We start from the raw sequence: 17544 nt of genomic DNA, 5'->3' as shown, positions 1-17544 counted from the left end.
TAAATCTGTAAAATCTCAAGTGGCATAGAAAATTAATTATGGGTATTCGTTCCTATCGACCCTATACACCAAGTACCCGAGAACATAGCGTATCAGACTTTGCTGAGATAACTACCTCAACACCAGAAAAATCTCTGGTAAAAAACAAGCATAGACGAAAGGGTCGTAATAACCGTGGTGTAATTACCTGTCGTCACCGAGGCGGAGGTAGCAAGAAACTATATCGTGTTATTGACTTCCGTCGTAACAAACATAATATTCCGGCCAAAGTAGCATCAGTAGAATACGATCCGAACCGGAACGCCAGAATAGCACTACTACATTATCAAGATGGAGAAAAACGTTATATCCTTCATCCTGTAGGATTAAAAGTTGGTGCATCCATTATTTCTGGCATAAACGCTCCAATAGAAATTGGCAACGCATTACCTCTGAGTCAAATTCCTCTGGGTACAGATGTTCATAATGTGGAACTTGTTCCAGGTAAAGGAGGACAAATAGTCCGTGCTGCTGGTGCCGCTGCTCAATTGGTAGCAAAAGAAGGCGAATATGTAACAATCAAACTCCCTTCTGGCGAACGGCGTAAAGTCAGAGCAAGTTGCTACGCCAGTATTGGTCAAGTAGGCAACATCGATCATCGAAATATTAGCTTAGGAAAAGCTGGTCGCAATCGCTGGAAAGGAAAGAGACCAACAGTTAGAGGTAGTGTGATGAACCCAGTCGATCACCCTCATGGTGGTGGTGAAGGCCGGGCACCAGTCGGTAGAAGCGGACCAGTTACTCCTTGGGGTAAGCCAGCATTAGGTCTGAAAACTCGTAAGAAGAGAAAACGGAGTGATGCTTTAATCGTACAACGTCGTCGTAAATCCTCTAAACGAGGTAAAGGTGGACGGCAAAGCTAAAATCAGTATCTGGTTGATGAGCGTTAATGAAGTCAGAAGTTAGAAGTCAGAAGTCAGAAGTTGTTTTTGTAACGGGGATTTAAGCTCCTCCCAAAAAAACGTTTCCCCTGAAAAGGCGGGGTGGCACGACCCAATTATTTTGATAGACCTAATACAGTACATCAACTTAAGTAATTCTGACTTAAGTGAAACGGCATAACATCTCTAACTTGAATTGTATTAAATCAATCATAAATTCAATTATGGCTCGATCATTAAAAAAAGGACCATTCATCGCAGATCATCTATTGAAAAAAATAGAAGATTTAAACGAGAAAAATCAAAAACAAGTAATTAAAACTTGGTCAAGAGCTTCAACTATTATCCCAGATATGGTAGGTCATACGATCGCAGTACATAACGGACGTCAACACGTCCCAGTGTTCATCTCCGATCAGATGGTAGGTCATAAATTAGGGGAATTTGCACCGACTAGGACATATCGAGGTCACGGCTCAGATAGAAAGTCTAAAAGATAATATAGAAAACTTGTTGAAATTGATAATTGGAGAAAGGTATGCCTGTAGATACCAATGAAGAAGTAAAAGCAATCGCCCGTTACATCCGAATGTCTCCCTTTAAAGTGCGACGCGTACTTGACCAAATTCGTGGGATCTCTTACCGGAAAGCGTTGATTATACTTGAATTTATGCCATATCGTTCCTGCGACCCTGTGCGTAAAGCATTGCGTTCAGCAGCAGCAAATGCCGAGCATAATAAAGGAATAGACCCAGAAACTTTAGTTGTATCCAAAGCTTTTGCCGATCAAGGGCCTTGTTTGCCACGCTACCGACCCCGCGCTCAAGGTCGTGCTTACAGAATTCGTAAACCTACTTGTCACATTACAGTTGCAGTAGCTCCTGTAGTTGATTAGTAAAGAAAGGAATTTGAACGATTACAAGACATTAATTTAAGTATAGAAGTAATGGGACAAAAAATACATCCAATTGGTTTTAGATTAGGCGTAACCCAAGAGCATCGCTCTCGTTGGTACGCTGATGCTAAAAACTACCCAGAACTGTTGGAAGAAGACCACAAAATTCGTAAATATGTCAAGCAAACTCTGGCAAATGCAGGCATCTCTCAAATCAGAATTGAGCGAAAGGCAGACCAGATAGACTTAGAAGTTAGCACCGCTAGACCAGGTGTAGTGGTTGGTAGAGGTGGTGCAGGTATTGAGTCTTTGAGAGTAGGTTTACAACAACTTTTGGGTAGCAACCGTCAAATCAGAATCAATGTTGTTGAAGTGACAAAAGTAGACACCGATGCCATGCTTATTGGTGAATACATTGCTCAACAACTAGAGAAAAGGGTTTCTTTTCGTCGAGTTGTACGTCAAGCTATAACTAGGGCTCAAAAAGCTGGTGTAGAAGGCATAAAAGTGCAGGTAAGTGGAAGAGTCAATGGAGCAGAAATTGCTCGTACCGAGGTGACAAGAGAAGGTAGTGTGCCATTGCACACATTGAGAGCTGACATTGATTATGCCTACTGTACTGCTAAAACAATTTACGGCATCCTGGGGATCAAGATTTGGATCTTCAAAGGAGAAATTATTCCTGGTCAAGAAGATATGGGAAATGCTCAAGTAAATCAACCAAAACGTAGACAACAAAAACGTCGTCAGCAATATGAAGACAGGTCTAACGAAGGATGAATTTAGAATTTAGAATTTGGAATTCAGAATTTGTAAGGGGTATGCGCGAGGAACTATCCAAAAACATTGGATAAATTTAGAATTTAGAATTCATAATTTAGAATTTGTAACGAGTATGCGCGAGGAACTATCCAAAAAGATTGGATGAATTTAGAACTCAGAATTCATAATTTGTAAGGGGTATGCGTGAGCAACTATCCAAAAACATTTCGCCCTCAGTCAAATATTACTTTTGACTTTTGAATTGCGCGTAGCGCCATAACTGATTTCTAGGAAAATACTAAATTAAGTAGTAAATAGTAGACTATGTTAAGTCCTAAAAGAACAAAATTCCGTAAACAGCAACGCGGACGAATGAGAGGTAATGCAAATAGTGGCAATAGCATTGCTTTCGGTGAATTTGCTCTCCAAGCATTAGAACCTTCTTGGATTACTTCCCGTCAAATAGAAGCTTCTCGTCGTGCCATGACTCGTTATATCCGTAGGGGTGGGAAAATTTGGATTCGTATATTTCCAGATAAACCCGTGACAATGCGAGCCGCAGAAACCCGTATGGGTTCCGGTAAAGGGGCCCCAGAATATTGGGTAGCAGTAGTTAAACCAGGACGCATAATGTTTGAGTTAGGTGGAGTTGCAGAAGACATCGCCCGCGAAGCTATGCGTTTAGCATCATTTAAGTTACCAATTAAGACTAAGTTTATTACACGCGAGGGAGATTTCTAGATGCCTTTTCCTAAAGTAGAAGAAGTTAGGAATTTGAGTGATGAAGAACTTGTCGCTGAGATAGTAAAAGTTAAGCGAGAATTGTTCGATTTACGAATGTTAAAAGCTACCGGAAGGTTGGAAAAACCTCACCTGTTTAAATACAATCGTCATCGACTGGCTCAATTGTTAACAATAGAAAGAGAACGAGAATTAGTTAAAGAAGCAGAAGCTTCTACTCAAGAAGTAGCAGCATCAGTTTCAAGTACATCTGTTGAAACAGCAGATAGTCCAGAATAAAAAATTAAAAACTTAATATGTGTTGCAATTAGTAAATTATTAATTGTTGACATTTTACAAGTATTTATCGGGAAAATTAAAGAACACTTTATTACTCATAAAACAAGGAAAATTATGGCAGCTAAAGAAAGAGTAGGTGTAGTTGTCAGCAACAAAATGGACAAAACAATAGTGGTGGCGATCGAAAACAGGTCTGCTCACCCGAAGTACGGCAAAACAGTCGTGAAAACTAAAAAATATAAAGTTCACGACGAAGAAAATAAATGTAACGAAGGCGATCGCGTTCGGATTACAGAAACTCGTCCCATGAGTCGTACTAAACGTTGGCAACTTGCTGAAATCCTAAATTCCAAGATTAGTTAATGGTTGGTTTTATTGGTCGAATAAAACTATTAAAATTAACAAATCAATTAACTTTAATTCTAACACATCTATAAAACATCACAGAGACAGCAATGATTCAACAACAGTCCATATTAAATGTAGCTGATAATAGCGGTGCCCGAAAATTAATGTGCATCCGTGTAATAGGTGGTGGCAATCGTCGCTATGCTCGTATAGGTGACGTTATAATAGCTGTAGTCAAAGACGCATCTCCTAACATGGCTGTCAAAAAGTCAGATGTAGTGAGAGCTGTTGTTGTCCGTACGAGGAAAGGTTTACGTCGAGATACTGGTATGAGCATTAGATTTGATGATAATGCAGCAGTAATTATCAACCAGGATGGAAATCCACGAGGGACTCGTGTATTTGGCCCAGTAGCTCGTGAATTACGAGACAAAAATTTTACTAAAATCGTATCCCTAGCACCGGAGGTACTGTAAATGGCTAAAAAGAAAAAATCTCAAATGAGCGCACAGGGAAAACCTATACGCTATAAGATGCACGTTAAGAAAGGTGACACAGTTCAAATAATTGCCGGAAAAGATAAAGGCAAAGTAGGCGAAATTCTGAAGGTGTTGCCAAAAGTTAGCAAAGTTGTAGTGAAAGAAATTAACGTCAAAACAAAGCACGTTAAACCTCAGCAAGAAGGAGAGTCAGGTAAAATTGTTACCATTGAAGCTCCGATTCATAGTTCTAACGTTATGCTCTACTCTAGCAAAGAAAAAGTAGCTAGTCGCATTTGTTATACATTTACAGATGATGGTCGCAAAGTGCGAAAGCTCAAAAAAACAGGAGAAATTATTGATTAAACAGACCAAAATCAAATTACTTTATTACTAAGTAAATTTACTAAACTATATAGTTACTAAAACTATGGCAGAAAGACTAAAGAATTTTTACCAAGAAAAAATTGTTCCCAAAATGATGGAGCAGTTTAAGTATAAAAATATTCACCAGGTACCAAAACTGGTTAAAGTAACATTGAACCGGGGTTTAGGGGAAGCATCTCAAAATGCTAAAGCTCTAGACTCATCAATCAAAGAAATAGCTACAATTACAGGCCAAAAACCAGTAGTAACTAGGGCAAAAAAAGCGATCGCAGGCTTTAAAATCCGTAACGGAATGCCAGTAGGAGTTATGGTGACTCTACGTTCTGGAAGAATGTATGAATTTCTAGACCGACTAATTAATTTAGCATTACCTAGAATTAGAGACTTTAGAGGCATAAATCCTAAAAGCTTTGACGGTCGAGGAAATTACAGCTTAGGTTTAAAAGAGCAACTAATATTTCCAGAGATAGAATATGACAGTATCGATCAAATTCGGGGAATGGACATTTCAATTATTACCACAGCTAACACTGATGAGGAAGGCCGCGCCTTACTTAAAGAAATGGGAATGCCCTTTCGGACTAATTAACTTAAAGTAGTTAAGGAAAAAAAGGAAAAAATGGCGGCTAACGACACAATATCAGATATGTTGACGCGAATTCGCAACTCCTGCATGGCGCAACATACAACAACAAAAGTTCCAGCAACAAAGATGACTCGCAGTATTGCCAAAGTATTGAACGAGGAAGGTTTTATTGGTGGATTTGAACAAGAAGGCGAAGGTCTCAAGAAGTTCCTAGTAATTTCTTTAAAATACAAAGGTAAAAATCGACAACCCATTATTAGATATCTGAAGCGAGTTAGTAAACCTGGACTCCGGGTCTATAAAAATCGTAAAGAATTACCACGAGTTTTAGGTGGAATAGGAATAGCTATTATTTCCACATCCAGTGGAATTATGACTGATAGAGAAGCTAGAAAAAGAGGCATCGGAGGAGAAGTCCTTTGTTATGTTTGGTAGTAAACAAAATGAATAGACTTCTTGCAGAAGTCAGGGAATAGGGAGTTTAACAATTAATAATTAATAATTACCTCTCCTTTAAAAGAACAGGATTGACTCAAAGAAATTTTTGTCTTTTTATCTCCTAAAAAAAGGAAGCTTGAAACCACAATTTTTTGGTAAAATTGTTGATTTCGTGTCTTGAATTGATTTGATTAAAACTTTTGCAAGAGGTCTAATCAAGAGCTATTCACTAACCCAAAGAAAACAATATCTAGCAACCTTATATATATACAAAGAAAGCTATGTCTCGAATTGGTAAGCTTCCCATCAAGATTCCCAACAAAGTGACCATTACCATTGATGGTCAAAAAGTAACAGTAAAAGGCCCGAAAGGTGAACTTTCTAGAGTACTGTCCCCAGAAATAGCTGTTGAACAGCAGGAAGATACTATTGTGGTTAAACCACAAACTGAAACTCGTCGTGCTCGTCAGCAATATGGTCTATCTCGAACTTTAGTTGCCAATATGGTCGAAGGGGTATCAAAAGGATATGAAAAGCGACTACAGATTCAAGGAGTAGGATATCGTGCTCAAGTTCAAGGGAAGAACTTGATCTTAAACGTAGGTTACAGTAAACCAGTAGAAATGCCTCCTCCGGAAGGTATTCAGGTGGCAGTAGAAAATAATACTAATGTAATTGTTACTGGCATAAATAAAGAATTAGTAGGAAATACTGCTGCGCGAATTCGTGCTGTTCGTCCACCAGAAGTATACAAAGGCAAAGGTATTCGCTATGCAGGTGAAATGATTAAACTCAAAGCAGGTAAATCAGGTAAAAAATAGATGAAGTATACTCGTAAAGACTCTGTCAGAAAGCGGCATCGTCGGGTGCGAAAAAAGGTATTTGGTACATCAGAACGCCCTAGACTGTCAGTATTTCGATCAAATCTGCATATCTATGCTCAAGTAATTGATGATACTAAACAACATACCTTAGTTGCAGCATCAACTGTAGAACCAGAATTAAAATCAAGTATTAGTTCAGGAGCTAACTGTGATGCTTCTGTGCAAGTAGGAAAATTAATTGCACAGCGATCTCTAGAAAAAGGAATAGAAAAAGTAGTTTTCGACCGTGGTGGAAATATCTATCATGGCCGTGTAAAAGCTTTAGCTGAGGCAGCTCGTGAAGCGGGATTAGACTTCTAGATAATTAGTAAAGTTACACACAAAAAAAGAACTTGACAAAAGGTAACAACTATGGCAGAACAACAGCAGCGTCGTAAAAAAAATAACCGTACAAAAGAGAAAGAAAGTGAATGGCAGGAAAGGGTTGTCCAAATCCGCCGAGTCACTAAAGTTGTAAAAGGTGGTAAAAACCTGAGTTTCCGGGCGATAGTTGTCATAGGCAATGAAAAAGGTCAAGTAGGCGTAGGAGTGGGTAAAGCAGCAGATGTTATCGGTGCTGTGAAGAAAGGAGTTGCGGATGGCAAAAAACATATAGTAGAAGTACCTCTCACAAAATCTAACTCTATTCCTCACCTTGTAAATGGTTTTGGTGGTGGAGCTAAAGTGATCATGCGTCCAGCAGCACCAGGTACGGGAGTTATCGCGGGAGGAGCGGTGAGAACAGTTCTGGAACTAGCAGGTGTTCAGAATATACTAGCCAAACAGTTAGGGTCTAATAATCCATTAAACAATGCTAGAGCTGCTGTTAACGCCTTATCTGCTTTGAGAACATTGGCCGATGTTGCTCAAGAACGAGACCTGCCTGTGGAACATCTATATGCTTAGTCCTAGAGCAGGGAATAGGCAATAGGCAACAGCGGTGAGACCCCACGTCGGCGTTTCGCTGCGCGACATGAAAAGCTTTAGATCCTCCTTTGGAGGATAGACGCAAGCGGTCAGACCCCGCGTCGACGTAAGACGCAAGGGAATGCTGACCAAGAGAGGGAATGCCCACCAAGAAGGCTGCTGGACTAGCAGTGTCAGTCTGTGGAGCGACTGTAAGACCTTCTGGGAGTAAATCCCGGAAGGCGGGTGCATTGAAGCAGAAAGCCCCTATCAGTGATGCTAGGGAACCCGTGCTGTCTCGTAGAGCAGCGTCGGAAGGATGTCAATAATGGCAAATTCATCGGTAGCAAGATCAAACAATATGAGATTAAAAGATGCAATTCCTAAAAAAGGTTCTCAGAAACGCCCTCGTAGATTAGGCCGAGGCATATCAGCAGGTCAAGGTGCAAGCTGTGGTAAGGGGATGCGCGGTCAAAAATCTCGGTCTGGCAGCAGTACTAGACCCGGTTTTGAAGGTGGTCAAAATCCTCTTTATCGTCGCTTGCCAAAGTTAAAAAGCTTTCCGATGGTAAATCGGAAAAAATATACAATTATTAATGTGGGTAAGTTGGCATCATTACCAGCTAACACAGAGGTAACTCTTGCCTCTCTTATGGAAGCGGGAATTATTACAAGTAATGATGGACCGCTCAAAGTCCTCGGAGATGGAGAGTTGAATATTGCACTCAATGTTCATGCTATAGGTTTTACAGCTACAGCTCGTTCCAAAATAGAGGCAGCAGGTGGTAGTTGTGAACAAATAGGTAAGAATTAAGAATTTAGAATTTAGAATTTAGAATTACCTTTTCTTATAAATTTAAGAGGATTGGTTAGAAGGATTTTTTTTCTTTTTTCTTCATGATTTTCAGTAAACTTTCTAGTTTTTTCAGGTTATCTCAAGTAGAGTCTCAAAAGCTTTAGTTGAAGAAAAAGCCTTGGTTCTCAAACAAATAAAATCTCTAGAAGCGGAGGATTCTACCTAATTTTGCTAAAATCAAAAATATAAAATATAAATCTCAAATAAATATGGACATTAGTAGAGATAAGTCACCAACTGCTCAAGAAACATTCTTGCAGATGGCCCAAGCAGCAGGCTTGCGGGGGCGACTGCTAGTGACAATAGGTTTACTTCTTTTGGTGCGTCTAGGTGTTTACTTACCAGTACCAGGAATAAATAGAGGAGCTTTTGAAGCAAGTATCGGGAATCAGGCTTTAACAGGATTTCTAGACCTATTTTCTGGTGGAGGTTTCTCGGCATTAGGTATTTTTGCATTGGGCATCATACCTTATATTAATGCCTCGATTATCATTCAATTGATGACAGCAGCCTTACCCAGTTTAGAAAATCTGCAGAAGAATGAAGGAGAAGCAGGACGTCGTAAAATTTCTCAAATCACTCGCTATGTGGCCTTGGGATGGTCAGTGTTACAAAGCTTTGGTTTAGCAATATTTCTGAATAGTTCATCTGTAGATATCAATGGATCGTCGGTAAGTGTAGCGATTAGCCCAGGGCCTCTATTTATTGCTAAGACTATTTTAGCAATTACGGCAGGTTCCATGTTTGTGATGTGGATATCTGAATTAATTACAGAAAGAGGAATTGGTAATGGAGCATCATTGTTGATATTTGTCAACATTGTGGCTGTGTTACCTCAATCACTAGGCGACACTATTAAATTGTTTGAAGGAGGAGACCGTGCTATCGTAGGTCGTGCGATTATTCTGCTTCTGGTATTCCTCGTGATGATTGTAGGTATTGTCTTTGTACAAGAGGGAAGTCGCAGAATTCCTATACTTTCAGCTCGTCGTCAAGTAGGTAGAAAACTTTATCGGGAAACAAAAAGCTATTTACCTTTACGATTAAATCAGGGTGGAGTAATGCCAATTATCTTTGCTTCTGCCGTCCTCATATTACCTGTATCTTTAGCTCAGTTTTCTAACAATCCACTTTTATCTCAGATTATTACTTCTATCAGTCCTAGTGGCCCAACTCCTTGGTTGTATGCTCTATTTTACTTTGTTCTAATATTATTCTTCAGTTATTTCTACGCCTCCCTCATTATGAACCCAGTTGATATGTCGCAGAATTTGAAGAAAATGGGAGCAAGTATCCCAGGCATTCGCCCAGGTAAAACTACCAGCGATTATATAGAGAAAGTTTTGAATAGGTTGACTTTCTTAGGAGCTATTTTCCTTGGTGTAGTAGCAATTATCCCTACGGTAGTAGAAAGTGCAACTCGTGTACCTACCTTTAGAGGATTAGGAGCTACCTCTCTATTAATTCTAGTAGGTGTAGCAATAGATACAGCAAAACAAATTCAAACTTACGTTATCTCCCAAAGATACGAAGGAATGGTGAAGCAATAGTGGTAAAACTGATATTCTTAGGTCCGCCAGGAGCAGGCAAGGGAACACAGGCATCTCGAATAGCAGAATTTTACCAAGTTCCTCATATTTCTACAGGTGATATTTTACGCAATAATGTGGCACAAAAATCACCCCTGGGTTTACAAGCTAAAGAATATATGGACAAAGGTGATTTGGTTCCCGATGGACTAATCCTTGACATGGTTGAAGAAAGACTGAAAAAAGATGATGCTCAAAATGGTTGGGTTCTAGATGGGTTTCCTAGAAATGTGGCTCAAGCACATTTTGTAGAAAAACTTTTATCTGGAAGCAAAAATGGAAATGACACTCAAGAAGAAATAGCTGAAATTAGTAATTCTTTGATGGTCATAAATTTACAAGTGCCAGATGAGGTTTTAGTCGGTCGCTTATTATCAAGGGGTCGGCAAGATGATAATGAGGAAACTATTAGAAATCGTTTAAAAGTCTACGACCAACAAACACAACCTCTGATTGAATTTTACAAAGAACGTCAACAGCTATTTACAATAGATGGAAATCAGTCTGTTGATGCTGTGACTAATTCTCTCAAGCTATCGGTTAATATATCATAGGGTAAATAAGAATTAGATTTTGATAAATTGTTTCTACCTGGAAATATTTAGTTGTAGCTCTCTAAATGCCAATTAAATATTATAGATATATATTATTTATAACTCATGCTCAATAACCTCTAAAAATTCAAAAATTTTTGATAGGATATGTTGAGGGGAATCACCTGAAATAACAGGCTGTTCCCAATATAAAAAATTGGTTACTTGCAGCGTTGAGGTGATTAACAGTTGGCAAAACAAGATCTCATAGAAATGGAGGGTACAGTGACGGAATCTCTACCTAATGCTATGTTCAGAGTAGACTTAGATAATGGGTTTAATGTGCTAGCTCATATTTCTGGAAAAATCCGTCGCAATTACATCAAAATTCTACCAGGCGATCGAGTCAAGGTAGAGTTAACACCTTATGACTTGACAAAAGGTCGAATTACATATCGGCTGAGGAAAAAGTAGTAATGATTGAATCTCTACTCAATAATTTGTAGGGAGATTATCTACTTGCTGAAAACATTAGTAAATGATACAATACTAAATTTGTAGTATTGCCATAATAAGGCATGAAAGTTAGAGCATCTGTCAAAAAAATGTGTGAAAAGTGTCGTGTTATTCGTCGTCGAGGACGAGTAATGGTTATATGTGTTAATCCCAAACATAAACAACGTCAAGGTTAAGCATATTCGATACAGGCATCAGATTATTTGTTGTCTACTCATTAACCTAGTTTAAGTTTAATTTTAAGGTGATGGAGATAAAGTAAAGTGGCACGAATTGCAGGAGTAGATCTCCCACGCGATAAGCGTATAGAAATTGGTCTGACATACATCTATGGAATTGGACTATCTCGGTCTCAAGAAATTTTAGATGAAACTGGTGTAAATCCTGATACCCGGGTCAAGGATTTAAGTGATTCTGATATAGCAGCACTTCGTTCTACGGTTCAAAATAACTACCAAGTTGAAGGAGACCTGAGACGATTGGAAGCCATGAACATCAAGCGGTTGATGGATATTGGTACTTACCGGGGTCGTCGGCACAGGATGGGTCTACCAGTTAGAGGACAGCAGACTCGCACTAACGCCAGAACTCGTAGAGGTGTACGTCGAACTGTAGCTGGTAAGAAAAAAGCCAGTGCTAAGAAATAGAAGTTTGGTTCTATCTTTATGATTGATAGATACTTTCCCAGTTCTAAGCTTTGTTCAGACTGTGGAGATGTAGTAGATAAACTACCTCTACATATTAGAGAGTGGGATTGCCCAGAATGTCCAGCTCACCATGATAGAGATATCAACGCTAGTATAAATATTTTGCGGATGGGAACCCGCGTCGGCGACAGACGCAAGGGAACGCCCACCAAGAAGGCTGCGGGACTCGCAGTGTCAGTCTGTGGAGTGACTGTAAGGCCTGAAAGGATTAAGCTCCGGAGGGCTTGCATTTAAGCAGAAAGACCTAACCTGTGATGGTTAGGAATCCCGCGTTGTAATCTTTAGATTCAACGCCGGGAGGATGTCAAGTAAAGCTATTACTATCATTAGTAAAGACCAAGCTCGCCAAAGGGGGGGAACAATTTAGTTAAAGCCTTACTTGCTACTGAGTATTATTTGATTTGATTATCTACTTAAGTCTTAATTCTATTTCTGTATAGCTTACTTAAGTACAAACAAATTATTAATACTATTAATAATAGCAAATGATCTGAAATTATGAGTAATTGACAGTGATTATAGTAATGTAATTCAGTCAGATTGAAAAGAAATTAATCGAATTAAACGATCAACTCTGAAAGTCAATTGTTATTGTCTAATTATAACTATTAAATTAAGGAGAAAAAAGAATTATTTATAGTTAAGTCTGTTGACTTAAGTGAGAAAAACTTGCCAGGGTTGAAACACAAAAAATCTGCTACTTCAGATATTACAACAAAAACTCTAGACTCATAGTTCTAGTAAATAAAAGTAAAAACTTTACTGGCGCAAAAAAATCATCTCTCATATGTAAGTAAAATGTGGGTATTACTACTAAAAGTATAGCATTTAAAAATTCAATAGCCAGCAAAAAAGTTTATTTCTCAGACATTAAGTCATGTAAAACCAAAATACAATATTTCTAGCTAGTCATATAAGGATATAGCATAGCTTTTAAAGCTATATCAAAGTAAACAATTCTTATAAGTTTAAGATTAGAAATAAGTCAACTTGTTCTGAGAAAAGTACATTATTACCTTAAGATACCACTCATAAAGACAAATATGGCACGACAACCAGGTAAAAAAACAGGTGCAAAAAAGCAAAAAAAGAATGTGCCCAATGGGGTGGCTTACATTCAGTCTACCTTCAATAATACAATTGTAACCATTACTGACTTGAATGGTGAAGTAATTTCTTGGGCCTCAGCAGGTTCTAGTGGTTTCAAAGGAGCAAAAAAAGGAACTCCCTTTGCCGCACAAACAGCAGCAGAAAGCGCAGCACGTCGAGCTAACGACCAAGGAATGCGTCAGATTCAAGTAATGGTTAGTGGTCCTGGAGCAGGAAGAGAAACTGCTATTAGGGCTTTACAAGGGGCAGGACTAGAGATAACTTTGATCCGAGATATTACCCCAATTCCTCACAATGGCTGCCGTCCACCAAAACGGCGTAGAGTCTAATCAAATTATTAACTCTGGGGTTCAATGTTCAAGGGAGGTCACTCCGTGGCGCAGTTTCATTACGAGTGTATAGAGTCTAAAACTGACAAAGATCGTAGTCAGTACGGAAAATTTATTATAGAGCCACTAGCTCGCGGTCAAGGGACAACAGTAGGGAATGCACTGAGGCGGGTTCTACTATCTAACTTAGAAGGAACAGCCATTACATCAGTGAGGATAGCTGGGGTTAATCATGAATTTGCCACAATCAAAGGGGTAAGGGAAGATGTTCTAGAGATCCTACTGAACATGAAAGAGGTTGTTCTCAAAAGCCATTCCAACCAACCACAAATTGGTAGAGTTAGGATAGAAGGGCCAGCAACATTAACTGCAGATCGTTTTGATGTACCTTCGGAGGTAGAAATAATCGATCGCAGCCAATATGTCGCTACCCTATCTCCTGGGTCAATTCTGGAAATGGAGTTTAGAATTGAGAAAGGGACTGGTTATAGAGCGGTAGATCGTACTCGCGATGATGTTACAGCTCTTGATTTTCTGCAAATTGATGCCATTTTTATGCCAGTTCGTAAGGTTAACTATACAGTTGAAGCTCGTATAGGTAGCTCTATAGAAGAAGACCGACTCATTATGGAGGTTTGGACAAATGGCAGTTACACACCTCAAGATGCTTTGAGTCATGCTGCTAGTATCTTAATGAGTTTGTTTGAGCCACTTAAAGATATTACTAATATGGCAGAGGCTCCATCAGGAGAGCCTACAGACCCAACAAGTCAGATTCCAATAGAAGAATTACAACTATCGGTTCGGGCTTATAATTGTCTGAAAAGAGCGCAAATTAACTCTGTTGCAGACCTACTGGAGTACAGTCAAGAAGACCTTTTAGAGATCAAAAACTTTGGTCAAAAATCGGCTGAGGAAGTTATAGAAGCTTTACAGAAACGCTTGGGAATAACTTTACCTCAAGAAAAAGTTGCTAAAGCTACTTAGAGGCCAAAAGTTAGAAATTCAAACCAGTTTTTGTCAATGGCATCAAAAATGTCAATCTGAAATACTATTTGCTTTCCAAAGATGACCGACTGAGTTTTTGAAGCTGTTAGTAGCAGTACGGAAACACAAATTGAAAAAATTAGCTCAAATATTTTAGATACTCAAAGTAGTCATGCGTCATAGTCGTCGTGTTCCAAAGCTAGGAAAACCAGCAGATCAGCGTCGTGCTCTTCTGCGGTCTCTAGCCACTGAATTAATCCGTCATGGTAGGATTACTACCACAAAAACCCGTGCTAAAGCTGTACAGTCAGAAGCAGAAAAAATGATTTCCTTGGCAAAGGATGGATCGTTAGCAGCTCGCCGACAAGCTTTAGGTTATATATTTGACAAAAAGCTAGTTCACTCTCTATTTGAAGGAGCACAGGATAGATACGGTTCTCGTAATGGAGGTTATACCCGTGTTTTAAGAACTGTTCGCCGTCGTGGAGATAACGCAGAAATGGCAATTATTGAACTGGTTTAAGGTCTATAGTTAAGAGATAGTTGGGAAATCAATCAGAAAAAGTTAGTACTTGACCATTTTATTAATAGTAAAAATTTAATGGTGACAAAGATTGACTTTTAAGCTTTAGAGAGGTGGGGCATCCCTTGGTAGCTCAGTCAATGTTCTCATAGAGAAGTCCCTGAGAAGCCTACATCTGATTCTTGATCAGCATTGTGGGAGTATGTCACAAACTTTCAACTTTCCCATGGCTAATAACCAACTTTTAGTTCAGCGTGTTGCTCTTGTAATTCAATATCAAGGCACTCATTTTCATGGGTGGCAAAGACAGCCAAATCAACGAACTGTACAAGAAGAGATTGAAAATACTATTTCTTCTGTGGTTAACCAGTCTGTAATATTACATGGTGCAGGAAGAACAGATGCGGGAGTTCATGCCGCAGCACAAGTAGCCCATTTCGATGTTCCAGGCCCAATTCCTGCCCATAAGTGGGCTACTATTCTCAATTCACGGCTAGCTAATGATATCTTAATCGCAAGTTCGGCTCAAGTTGAATCTACCTGGCACGCTCGATTTTCTGCAACTTCGCGGCGTTATCGCTACACCCTATATACAGAAAAACGGCCTAATTTGTTTGTGATGCCTTTTGTTTGGCATTACTATCAAGCACAGTTAGATCCATTGTTGATTCAAGCAGCTTTGAATCCTTTAATTGGCTGTCATCACTTGGCTGCTTTTCAAAGAGCTGGCTCTTCTCGTCCTCATTCTTGGGTAGATGTACAAGAGGTTAAGTGTGAAAGTCAGGGGCCATTTATTCATATAGAGGTTCAAGCTAGTGGGTTTCTATATGGAATGATGCGATTATTGGTGGGGTTACTCATTCAAGTGGGTCAACAGAAGCTATCTGTGAAAAATTTTACAGATATCTGGGTTAATCAAAGAAGGGATGTTGTGAAGCACTCAGCTCCGGCTAGTGGCCTCTGTTTATTGCGGGTTGGTTATCTGGAGTTTCCTTTTACTCAAGAAGTTTGGTATAATAATATGCCTAAATTTATTTTTTATTGATTAGAGCAGGCGATCGCTACTTTGATGGATTCAGTCACTCCTAAAATGTTGCAAAACTGGTTTACTCACTGCTGTTACTGGAGACTTCTTTCTAAAAAACCGCTATAAGTATCTCTATTGAGACTTTCCATTAACAGGAATTACGCAAAGGCACTACATATAGTAGATAAAAACTATAGCACTATGGTACATATAGTGTTTATGTCGGAAAAATGCGTAATTCCTGATTAAGTATCAAAGAATAATAACTGACAATTGGGTAAACTGAGCGAATAATTCCATCAGATTAAACTGACAATAAAAGCCAATATAAGCAGTAAAAAAAACAACTAAATTAAGTAAATTATGAATACAACATACGTTCCACCACTGAATACTCTAGAGCAAAAATGGTATGTTATTGATGCTAAAGAACAGCGTTTAGGGCGATTAGCTACTGCTATTGCGATGATTATTAGGGGTAAAAATAAACCTACTTATACTCCACATCTCGATACAGGAGATTTTGTGATTGTCGTTAATGCTGAAAAGGTGAATGTAACTGGTAAAAAAAGTAGTCAGAAACTTTATCGTCGCCATTCTGGAAGGCCAGGAGGGATGAAAACAGAGGTTTTTTCTAAGTTGCAAGCTCGTTTGCCTCAAAGAATTATTGAGGAGGCAGTTTACGGAATGCTACCAAAAAATTCTCTGGGCAGAAAACTTCATGCTAAACTAAAAGTCTATCCAGGGCCTGACCATCCTCACCAAGCTCAAAAACCTGAAACGTTAATTATTGAAACTACTCCAGGAGAATAAAAATAATGCAAGCAAAAGAAAGTGGCCGTGCTATGTATTGGGGTACTGGTCGTCGTAAGTCCTCGATCGCTTCAGTACGCCTAGTTCCAGGTACAGGCAAATTGATTATTAATGGCAAGGATGGTGAGTTATACCTACAATATAATCATGGTTATTTATCATCGGCTAAAGCTCCACTAGAGACTTTAGGTTTGGAAAATGAGTATGACATTCTAGTGAAAGCTACAGGAGGTGGGTTAACAGGACAAGCTGATTCTATTAAATTAGGCGTTGCTAGAGCTTTATGCCAGTTAGACCCAGATAATCGTAAACCTCTGAAGACAGAAGGATATTTGACTCGCGACCCCCGGGCAAAAGAACGGAAAAAGTATGGTTTACGCAAAGCTCGTAAAGCACCTCAATATTCTAAACGATGATATACTGAAAAATTGCCAATTGTTACAAGATTGATGATAATTGGCAAAAACTTTAGACATCTCCACCAAAAGAGGGAACAGGGAACAGGGAACAGGGAACAGGGAGAAATAATTGATAATTTATGGATAAGAATTGATTTGATTTTTGATTTTCACCAGATGTCTTTTGATAAAATTTTCAATAGCGCTATAGTAGGGCGTGTCATCAATTAAATCTGAAAGTACTATGTAGCAAGAGTTTTGAACTTTTGGCTTGGAAAGACTACAGGCGCTAAAAACCTTGACTCACAAAGCTTATAGTTCTAATTGATGACAGGCCCTAGTGGTGTGATACCAATTTGAAAAAAGAATGTTACGAATAGTTTAGTCAACTAAAGTAATTTAAGTCAGATGCAAATTTACTATAATAGATTTTTTCATGGCAAAAAATGAGAATAAAAGCTACTTCTACTGACTATTGACTATTGACTACTCGAAACAGTCCAAATATTTGTAGCAAAAATTTATAAAATTGGTATGACACATCTAAAATTT

At 38.9% G+C, this 17544-nt stretch carries 28 protein-coding genes; all 28 read left to right on the top strand.

Annotated features, from left to right (window positions below):
* Nucleotides 1–38: 38 nt before the first annotated feature.
* Nucleotides 39–902 (top strand): 50S ribosomal protein L2, encoded by an 864-nt coding sequence (gene rplB, locus F6K27_RS08795; RefSeq protein ID WP_124145129.1) that lies wholly within the window; start codon nt 39–41, stop codon nt 900–902.
* 242 nt (nt 903–1144) lie between these two features.
* Entirely contained in the window at nt 1145–1420 is a 276-nt protein-coding gene (gene rpsS, locus F6K27_RS08790) for a 30S ribosomal protein S19 (RefSeq protein WP_124145128.1), read from the top strand.
* Nucleotides 1421–1458: 38 nt separating this feature from the next.
* Nucleotides 1459–1815, top strand: a complete 357-nt coding sequence (gene rplV / locus F6K27_RS08785) for a 50S ribosomal protein L22 (RefSeq protein WP_287275024.1) — start codon at nt 1459–1461, stop codon at nt 1813–1815.
* A 51-nt stretch (nt 1816–1866) separates the two neighbouring features.
* Nucleotides 1867–2595: a 30S ribosomal protein S3 gene (gene rpsC / locus F6K27_RS08780; protein ID WP_124145126.1), complete on the top strand. Its 729-nt coding sequence runs from the start codon at nt 1867–1869 to the stop codon at nt 2593–2595.
* A gap of 306 nt (nt 2596–2901) precedes the next feature.
* Nucleotides 2902–3318: a 50S ribosomal protein L16 gene (gene rplP, locus F6K27_RS08775; RefSeq protein ID WP_124145125.1), complete on the top strand. Its 417-nt coding sequence runs from the start codon at nt 2902–2904 to the stop codon at nt 3316–3318.
* Nucleotides 3319–3597, top strand: coding sequence for a 50S ribosomal protein L29 (rpmC, locus tag F6K27_RS08770; RefSeq protein WP_124145124.1), 279 nt, complete (start codon nt 3319–3321; stop codon nt 3595–3597).
* Nucleotides 3598–3711: 114 nt separating this feature from the next.
* Entirely contained in the window at nt 3712–3960 is a 249-nt protein-coding gene (gene rpsQ, locus F6K27_RS08765; protein ID WP_124145123.1) for a 30S ribosomal protein S17, read from the top strand.
* A gap of 92 nt (nt 3961–4052) precedes the next feature.
* A complete protein-coding gene (gene rplN / locus F6K27_RS08760; RefSeq protein WP_124145122.1) occupies nt 4053–4421 on the top strand; it encodes a 50S ribosomal protein L14 in 369 nt (122 codons plus the stop codon).
* The gene (gene rplX / locus F6K27_RS08755) at nt 4422–4790 is read left to right on the top strand and encodes a 50S ribosomal protein L24 (RefSeq protein WP_124145121.1); all 369 of its coding nucleotides are present in this window, start codon (nt 4422–4424) and stop codon (nt 4788–4790) included.
* 64 nt (nt 4791–4854) lie between these two features.
* Nucleotides 4855–5400, top strand: coding sequence for a 50S ribosomal protein L5 (gene rplE / locus F6K27_RS08750; RefSeq protein WP_124145120.1), 546 nt, complete (start codon nt 4855–4857; stop codon nt 5398–5400).
* Between the two features lie 30 nt (nt 5401–5430).
* Nucleotides 5431–5832, top strand: a complete 402-nt coding sequence (gene rpsH / locus F6K27_RS08745; RefSeq protein ID WP_124145119.1) for a 30S ribosomal protein S8 — start codon at nt 5431–5433, stop codon at nt 5830–5832.
* Nucleotides 5833–6116: 284 nt separating this feature from the next.
* Complete coding sequence (rplF, locus tag F6K27_RS08740; RefSeq protein WP_124145118.1) at nt 6117–6656, top strand: 50S ribosomal protein L6; 540 nt, start codon at nt 6117–6119, stop codon at nt 6654–6656.
* The gene (gene rplR, locus F6K27_RS08735) at nt 6657–7019 is read left to right on the top strand and encodes a 50S ribosomal protein L18 (protein ID WP_124145117.1); all 363 of its coding nucleotides are present in this window, start codon (nt 6657–6659) and stop codon (nt 7017–7019) included.
* 51 nt (nt 7020–7070) lie between these two features.
* The gene (gene rpsE, locus F6K27_RS08730; protein ID WP_287241294.1) at nt 7071–7604 is read left to right on the top strand and encodes a 30S ribosomal protein S5; all 534 of its coding nucleotides are present in this window, start codon (nt 7071–7073) and stop codon (nt 7602–7604) included.
* A 161-nt stretch (nt 7605–7765) separates the two neighbouring features.
* The gene (locus tag F6K27_RS08725; RefSeq protein WP_287275026.1) at nt 7766–7933 is read left to right on the top strand and encodes a hypothetical protein; all 168 of its coding nucleotides are present in this window, start codon (nt 7766–7768) and stop codon (nt 7931–7933) included.
* Nucleotides 7934–7965: 32 nt separating this feature from the next.
* Nucleotides 7966–8418: a 50S ribosomal protein L15 gene (rplO, locus tag F6K27_RS08720; RefSeq protein WP_287275028.1), complete on the top strand. Its 453-nt coding sequence runs from the start codon at nt 7966–7968 to the stop codon at nt 8416–8418.
* Nucleotides 8419–8669: 251 nt separating this feature from the next.
* Entirely contained in the window at nt 8670–10010 is a 1341-nt protein-coding gene (gene secY, locus F6K27_RS08715; protein ID WP_287275030.1) for a preprotein translocase subunit SecY, read from the top strand.
* The gene (locus tag F6K27_RS08710; protein WP_287275032.1) at nt 10010–10603 is read left to right on the top strand and encodes an adenylate kinase; all 594 of its coding nucleotides are present in this window, start codon (nt 10010–10012) and stop codon (nt 10601–10603) included. Before secY ends, F6K27_RS08710 begins: the two co-directional genes overlap by 1 nt.
* 228 nt (nt 10604–10831) lie before the next feature.
* Complete coding sequence (gene infA / locus F6K27_RS08705; RefSeq protein ID WP_008191178.1) at nt 10832–11056, top strand: translation initiation factor IF-1; 225 nt, start codon at nt 10832–10834, stop codon at nt 11054–11056.
* Nucleotides 11057–11160: 104 nt separating this feature from the next.
* A complete protein-coding gene (gene rpmJ, locus F6K27_RS08700; protein ID WP_124143137.1) occupies nt 11161–11274 on the top strand; it encodes a 50S ribosomal protein L36 in 114 nt (37 codons plus the stop codon).
* 87 nt (nt 11275–11361) lie between these two features.
* On the top strand, nt 11362–11745 hold the full coding sequence (gene rpsM / locus F6K27_RS08695; protein ID WP_287275033.1) for a 30S ribosomal protein S13: 384 nt from the start codon (nt 11362–11364) through the stop codon (nt 11743–11745).
* 18 nt (nt 11746–11763) lie between these two features.
* Nucleotides 11764–12039, top strand: a complete 276-nt coding sequence (locus F6K27_RS08690; protein WP_338043122.1) for a zinc ribbon domain-containing protein — start codon at nt 11764–11766, stop codon at nt 12037–12039.
* An 809-nt stretch (nt 12040–12848) separates the two neighbouring features.
* Nucleotides 12849–13244: a 30S ribosomal protein S11 gene (gene rpsK, locus F6K27_RS08685; RefSeq protein WP_124143139.1), complete on the top strand. Its 396-nt coding sequence runs from the start codon at nt 12849–12851 to the stop codon at nt 13242–13244.
* Nucleotides 13245–13268: 24 nt separating this feature from the next.
* Nucleotides 13269–14231: a DNA-directed RNA polymerase subunit alpha gene (locus F6K27_RS08680; protein ID WP_124143140.1), complete on the top strand. Its 963-nt coding sequence runs from the start codon at nt 13269–13271 to the stop codon at nt 14229–14231.
* Between the two features lie 172 nt (nt 14232–14403).
* The gene (rplQ, locus tag F6K27_RS08675; RefSeq protein WP_202225091.1) at nt 14404–14754 is read left to right on the top strand and encodes a 50S ribosomal protein L17; all 351 of its coding nucleotides are present in this window, start codon (nt 14404–14406) and stop codon (nt 14752–14754) included.
* Nucleotides 14755–14956: 202 nt separating this feature from the next.
* Nucleotides 14957–15799: a tRNA pseudouridine(38-40) synthase TruA gene (gene truA, locus F6K27_RS08670; protein WP_287275035.1), complete on the top strand. Its 843-nt coding sequence runs from the start codon at nt 14957–14959 to the stop codon at nt 15797–15799.
* 345 nt (nt 15800–16144) lie between these two features.
* Nucleotides 16145–16594 (top strand): 50S ribosomal protein L13, encoded by a 450-nt coding sequence (gene rplM, locus F6K27_RS08665; RefSeq protein WP_287275037.1) that lies wholly within the window; start codon nt 16145–16147, stop codon nt 16592–16594.
* 5 nt (nt 16595–16599) lie between these two features.
* Nucleotides 16600–17010 (top strand): 30S ribosomal protein S9, encoded by a 411-nt coding sequence (gene rpsI, locus F6K27_RS08660; protein ID WP_124143143.1) that lies wholly within the window; start codon nt 16600–16602, stop codon nt 17008–17010.
* Nucleotides 17011–17544 lie beyond the last annotated feature (534 nt).

It is taken from the genome of Okeania sp. SIO2F5, assembly GCF_010692685.1.
In the GTDB taxonomy this organism is placed as follows: domain Bacteria; phylum Cyanobacteriota; class Cyanobacteriia; order Cyanobacteriales; family Microcoleaceae; genus Okeania; species Okeania hirsuta.
This window is presented reverse-complemented; position numbering and strand designations above follow the sequence as displayed.

Excerpts from the sequence above, each read along its gene's own strand:
- rplB (WP_124145129.1), top strand. The coding sequence starts at position 39 with ATGGGTATTCGTTCCTATCGACCCTATACACCAAGTACCCGAGAACAT.
- rpsS (WP_124145128.1), top strand. The coding sequence starts at position 1,145 with ATGGCTCGATCATTAAAAAAAGGACCATTCATCGCAGATCATCTATTG.
- rplV (WP_287275024.1), top strand. The coding sequence starts at position 1,459 with ATGCCTGTAGATACCAATGAAGAAGTAAAAGCAATCGCCCGTTACATC.
- rpsC (WP_124145126.1), top strand. The coding sequence starts at position 1,867 with ATGGGACAAAAAATACATCCAATTGGTTTTAGATTAGGCGTAACCCAA.
- rplP (WP_124145125.1), top strand. The coding sequence starts at position 2,902 with ATGTTAAGTCCTAAAAGAACAAAATTCCGTAAACAGCAACGCGGACGA.
- rpmC (WP_124145124.1), top strand. The coding sequence starts at position 3,319 with ATGCCTTTTCCTAAAGTAGAAGAAGTTAGGAATTTGAGTGATGAAGAA.
- rpsQ (WP_124145123.1), top strand. The coding sequence starts at position 3,712 with ATGGCAGCTAAAGAAAGAGTAGGTGTAGTTGTCAGCAACAAAATGGAC.
- rplN (WP_124145122.1), top strand. The coding sequence starts at position 4,053 with ATGATTCAACAACAGTCCATATTAAATGTAGCTGATAATAGCGGTGCC.
- rplX (WP_124145121.1), top strand. The coding sequence starts at position 4,422 with ATGGCTAAAAAGAAAAAATCTCAAATGAGCGCACAGGGAAAACCTATA.
- rplE (WP_124145120.1), top strand. The coding sequence starts at position 4,855 with ATGGCAGAAAGACTAAAGAATTTTTACCAAGAAAAAATTGTTCCCAAA.
- rpsH (WP_124145119.1), top strand. The coding sequence starts at position 5,431 with ATGGCGGCTAACGACACAATATCAGATATGTTGACGCGAATTCGCAAC.
- rplF (WP_124145118.1), top strand. The coding sequence starts at position 6,117 with ATGTCTCGAATTGGTAAGCTTCCCATCAAGATTCCCAACAAAGTGACC.
- rplR (WP_124145117.1), top strand. The coding sequence starts at position 6,657 with ATGAAGTATACTCGTAAAGACTCTGTCAGAAAGCGGCATCGTCGGGTG.
- rpsE (WP_287241294.1), top strand. The coding sequence starts at position 7,071 with ATGGCAGAACAACAGCAGCGTCGTAAAAAAAATAACCGTACAAAAGAG.
- F6K27_RS08725 (WP_287275026.1), top strand. The coding sequence starts at position 7,766 with ATGCCCACCAAGAAGGCTGCTGGACTAGCAGTGTCAGTCTGTGGAGCG.
- rplO (WP_287275028.1), top strand. The coding sequence starts at position 7,966 with ATGAGATTAAAAGATGCAATTCCTAAAAAAGGTTCTCAGAAACGCCCT.
- secY (WP_287275030.1), top strand. The coding sequence starts at position 8,670 with ATGGACATTAGTAGAGATAAGTCACCAACTGCTCAAGAAACATTCTTG.
- rpmJ (WP_124143137.1), top strand. The coding sequence starts at position 11,161 with ATGAAAGTTAGAGCATCTGTCAAAAAAATGTGTGAAAAGTGTCGTGTT.
- F6K27_RS08690 (WP_338043122.1), top strand. The coding sequence starts at position 11,764 with ATGATTGATAGATACTTTCCCAGTTCTAAGCTTTGTTCAGACTGTGGA.
- rpsK (WP_124143139.1), top strand. The coding sequence starts at position 12,849 with ATGGCACGACAACCAGGTAAAAAAACAGGTGCAAAAAAGCAAAAAAAG.
- F6K27_RS08680 (WP_124143140.1), top strand. The coding sequence starts at position 13,269 with ATGTTCAAGGGAGGTCACTCCGTGGCGCAGTTTCATTACGAGTGTATA.
- rplQ (WP_202225091.1), top strand. The coding sequence starts at position 14,404 with ATGCGTCATAGTCGTCGTGTTCCAAAGCTAGGAAAACCAGCAGATCAG.
- truA (WP_287275035.1), top strand. The coding sequence starts at position 14,957 with ATGTCACAAACTTTCAACTTTCCCATGGCTAATAACCAACTTTTAGTT.
- rplM (WP_287275037.1), top strand. The coding sequence starts at position 16,145 with ATGAATACAACATACGTTCCACCACTGAATACTCTAGAGCAAAAATGG.
- rpsI (WP_124143143.1), top strand. The coding sequence starts at position 16,600 with ATGCAAGCAAAAGAAAGTGGCCGTGCTATGTATTGGGGTACTGGTCGT.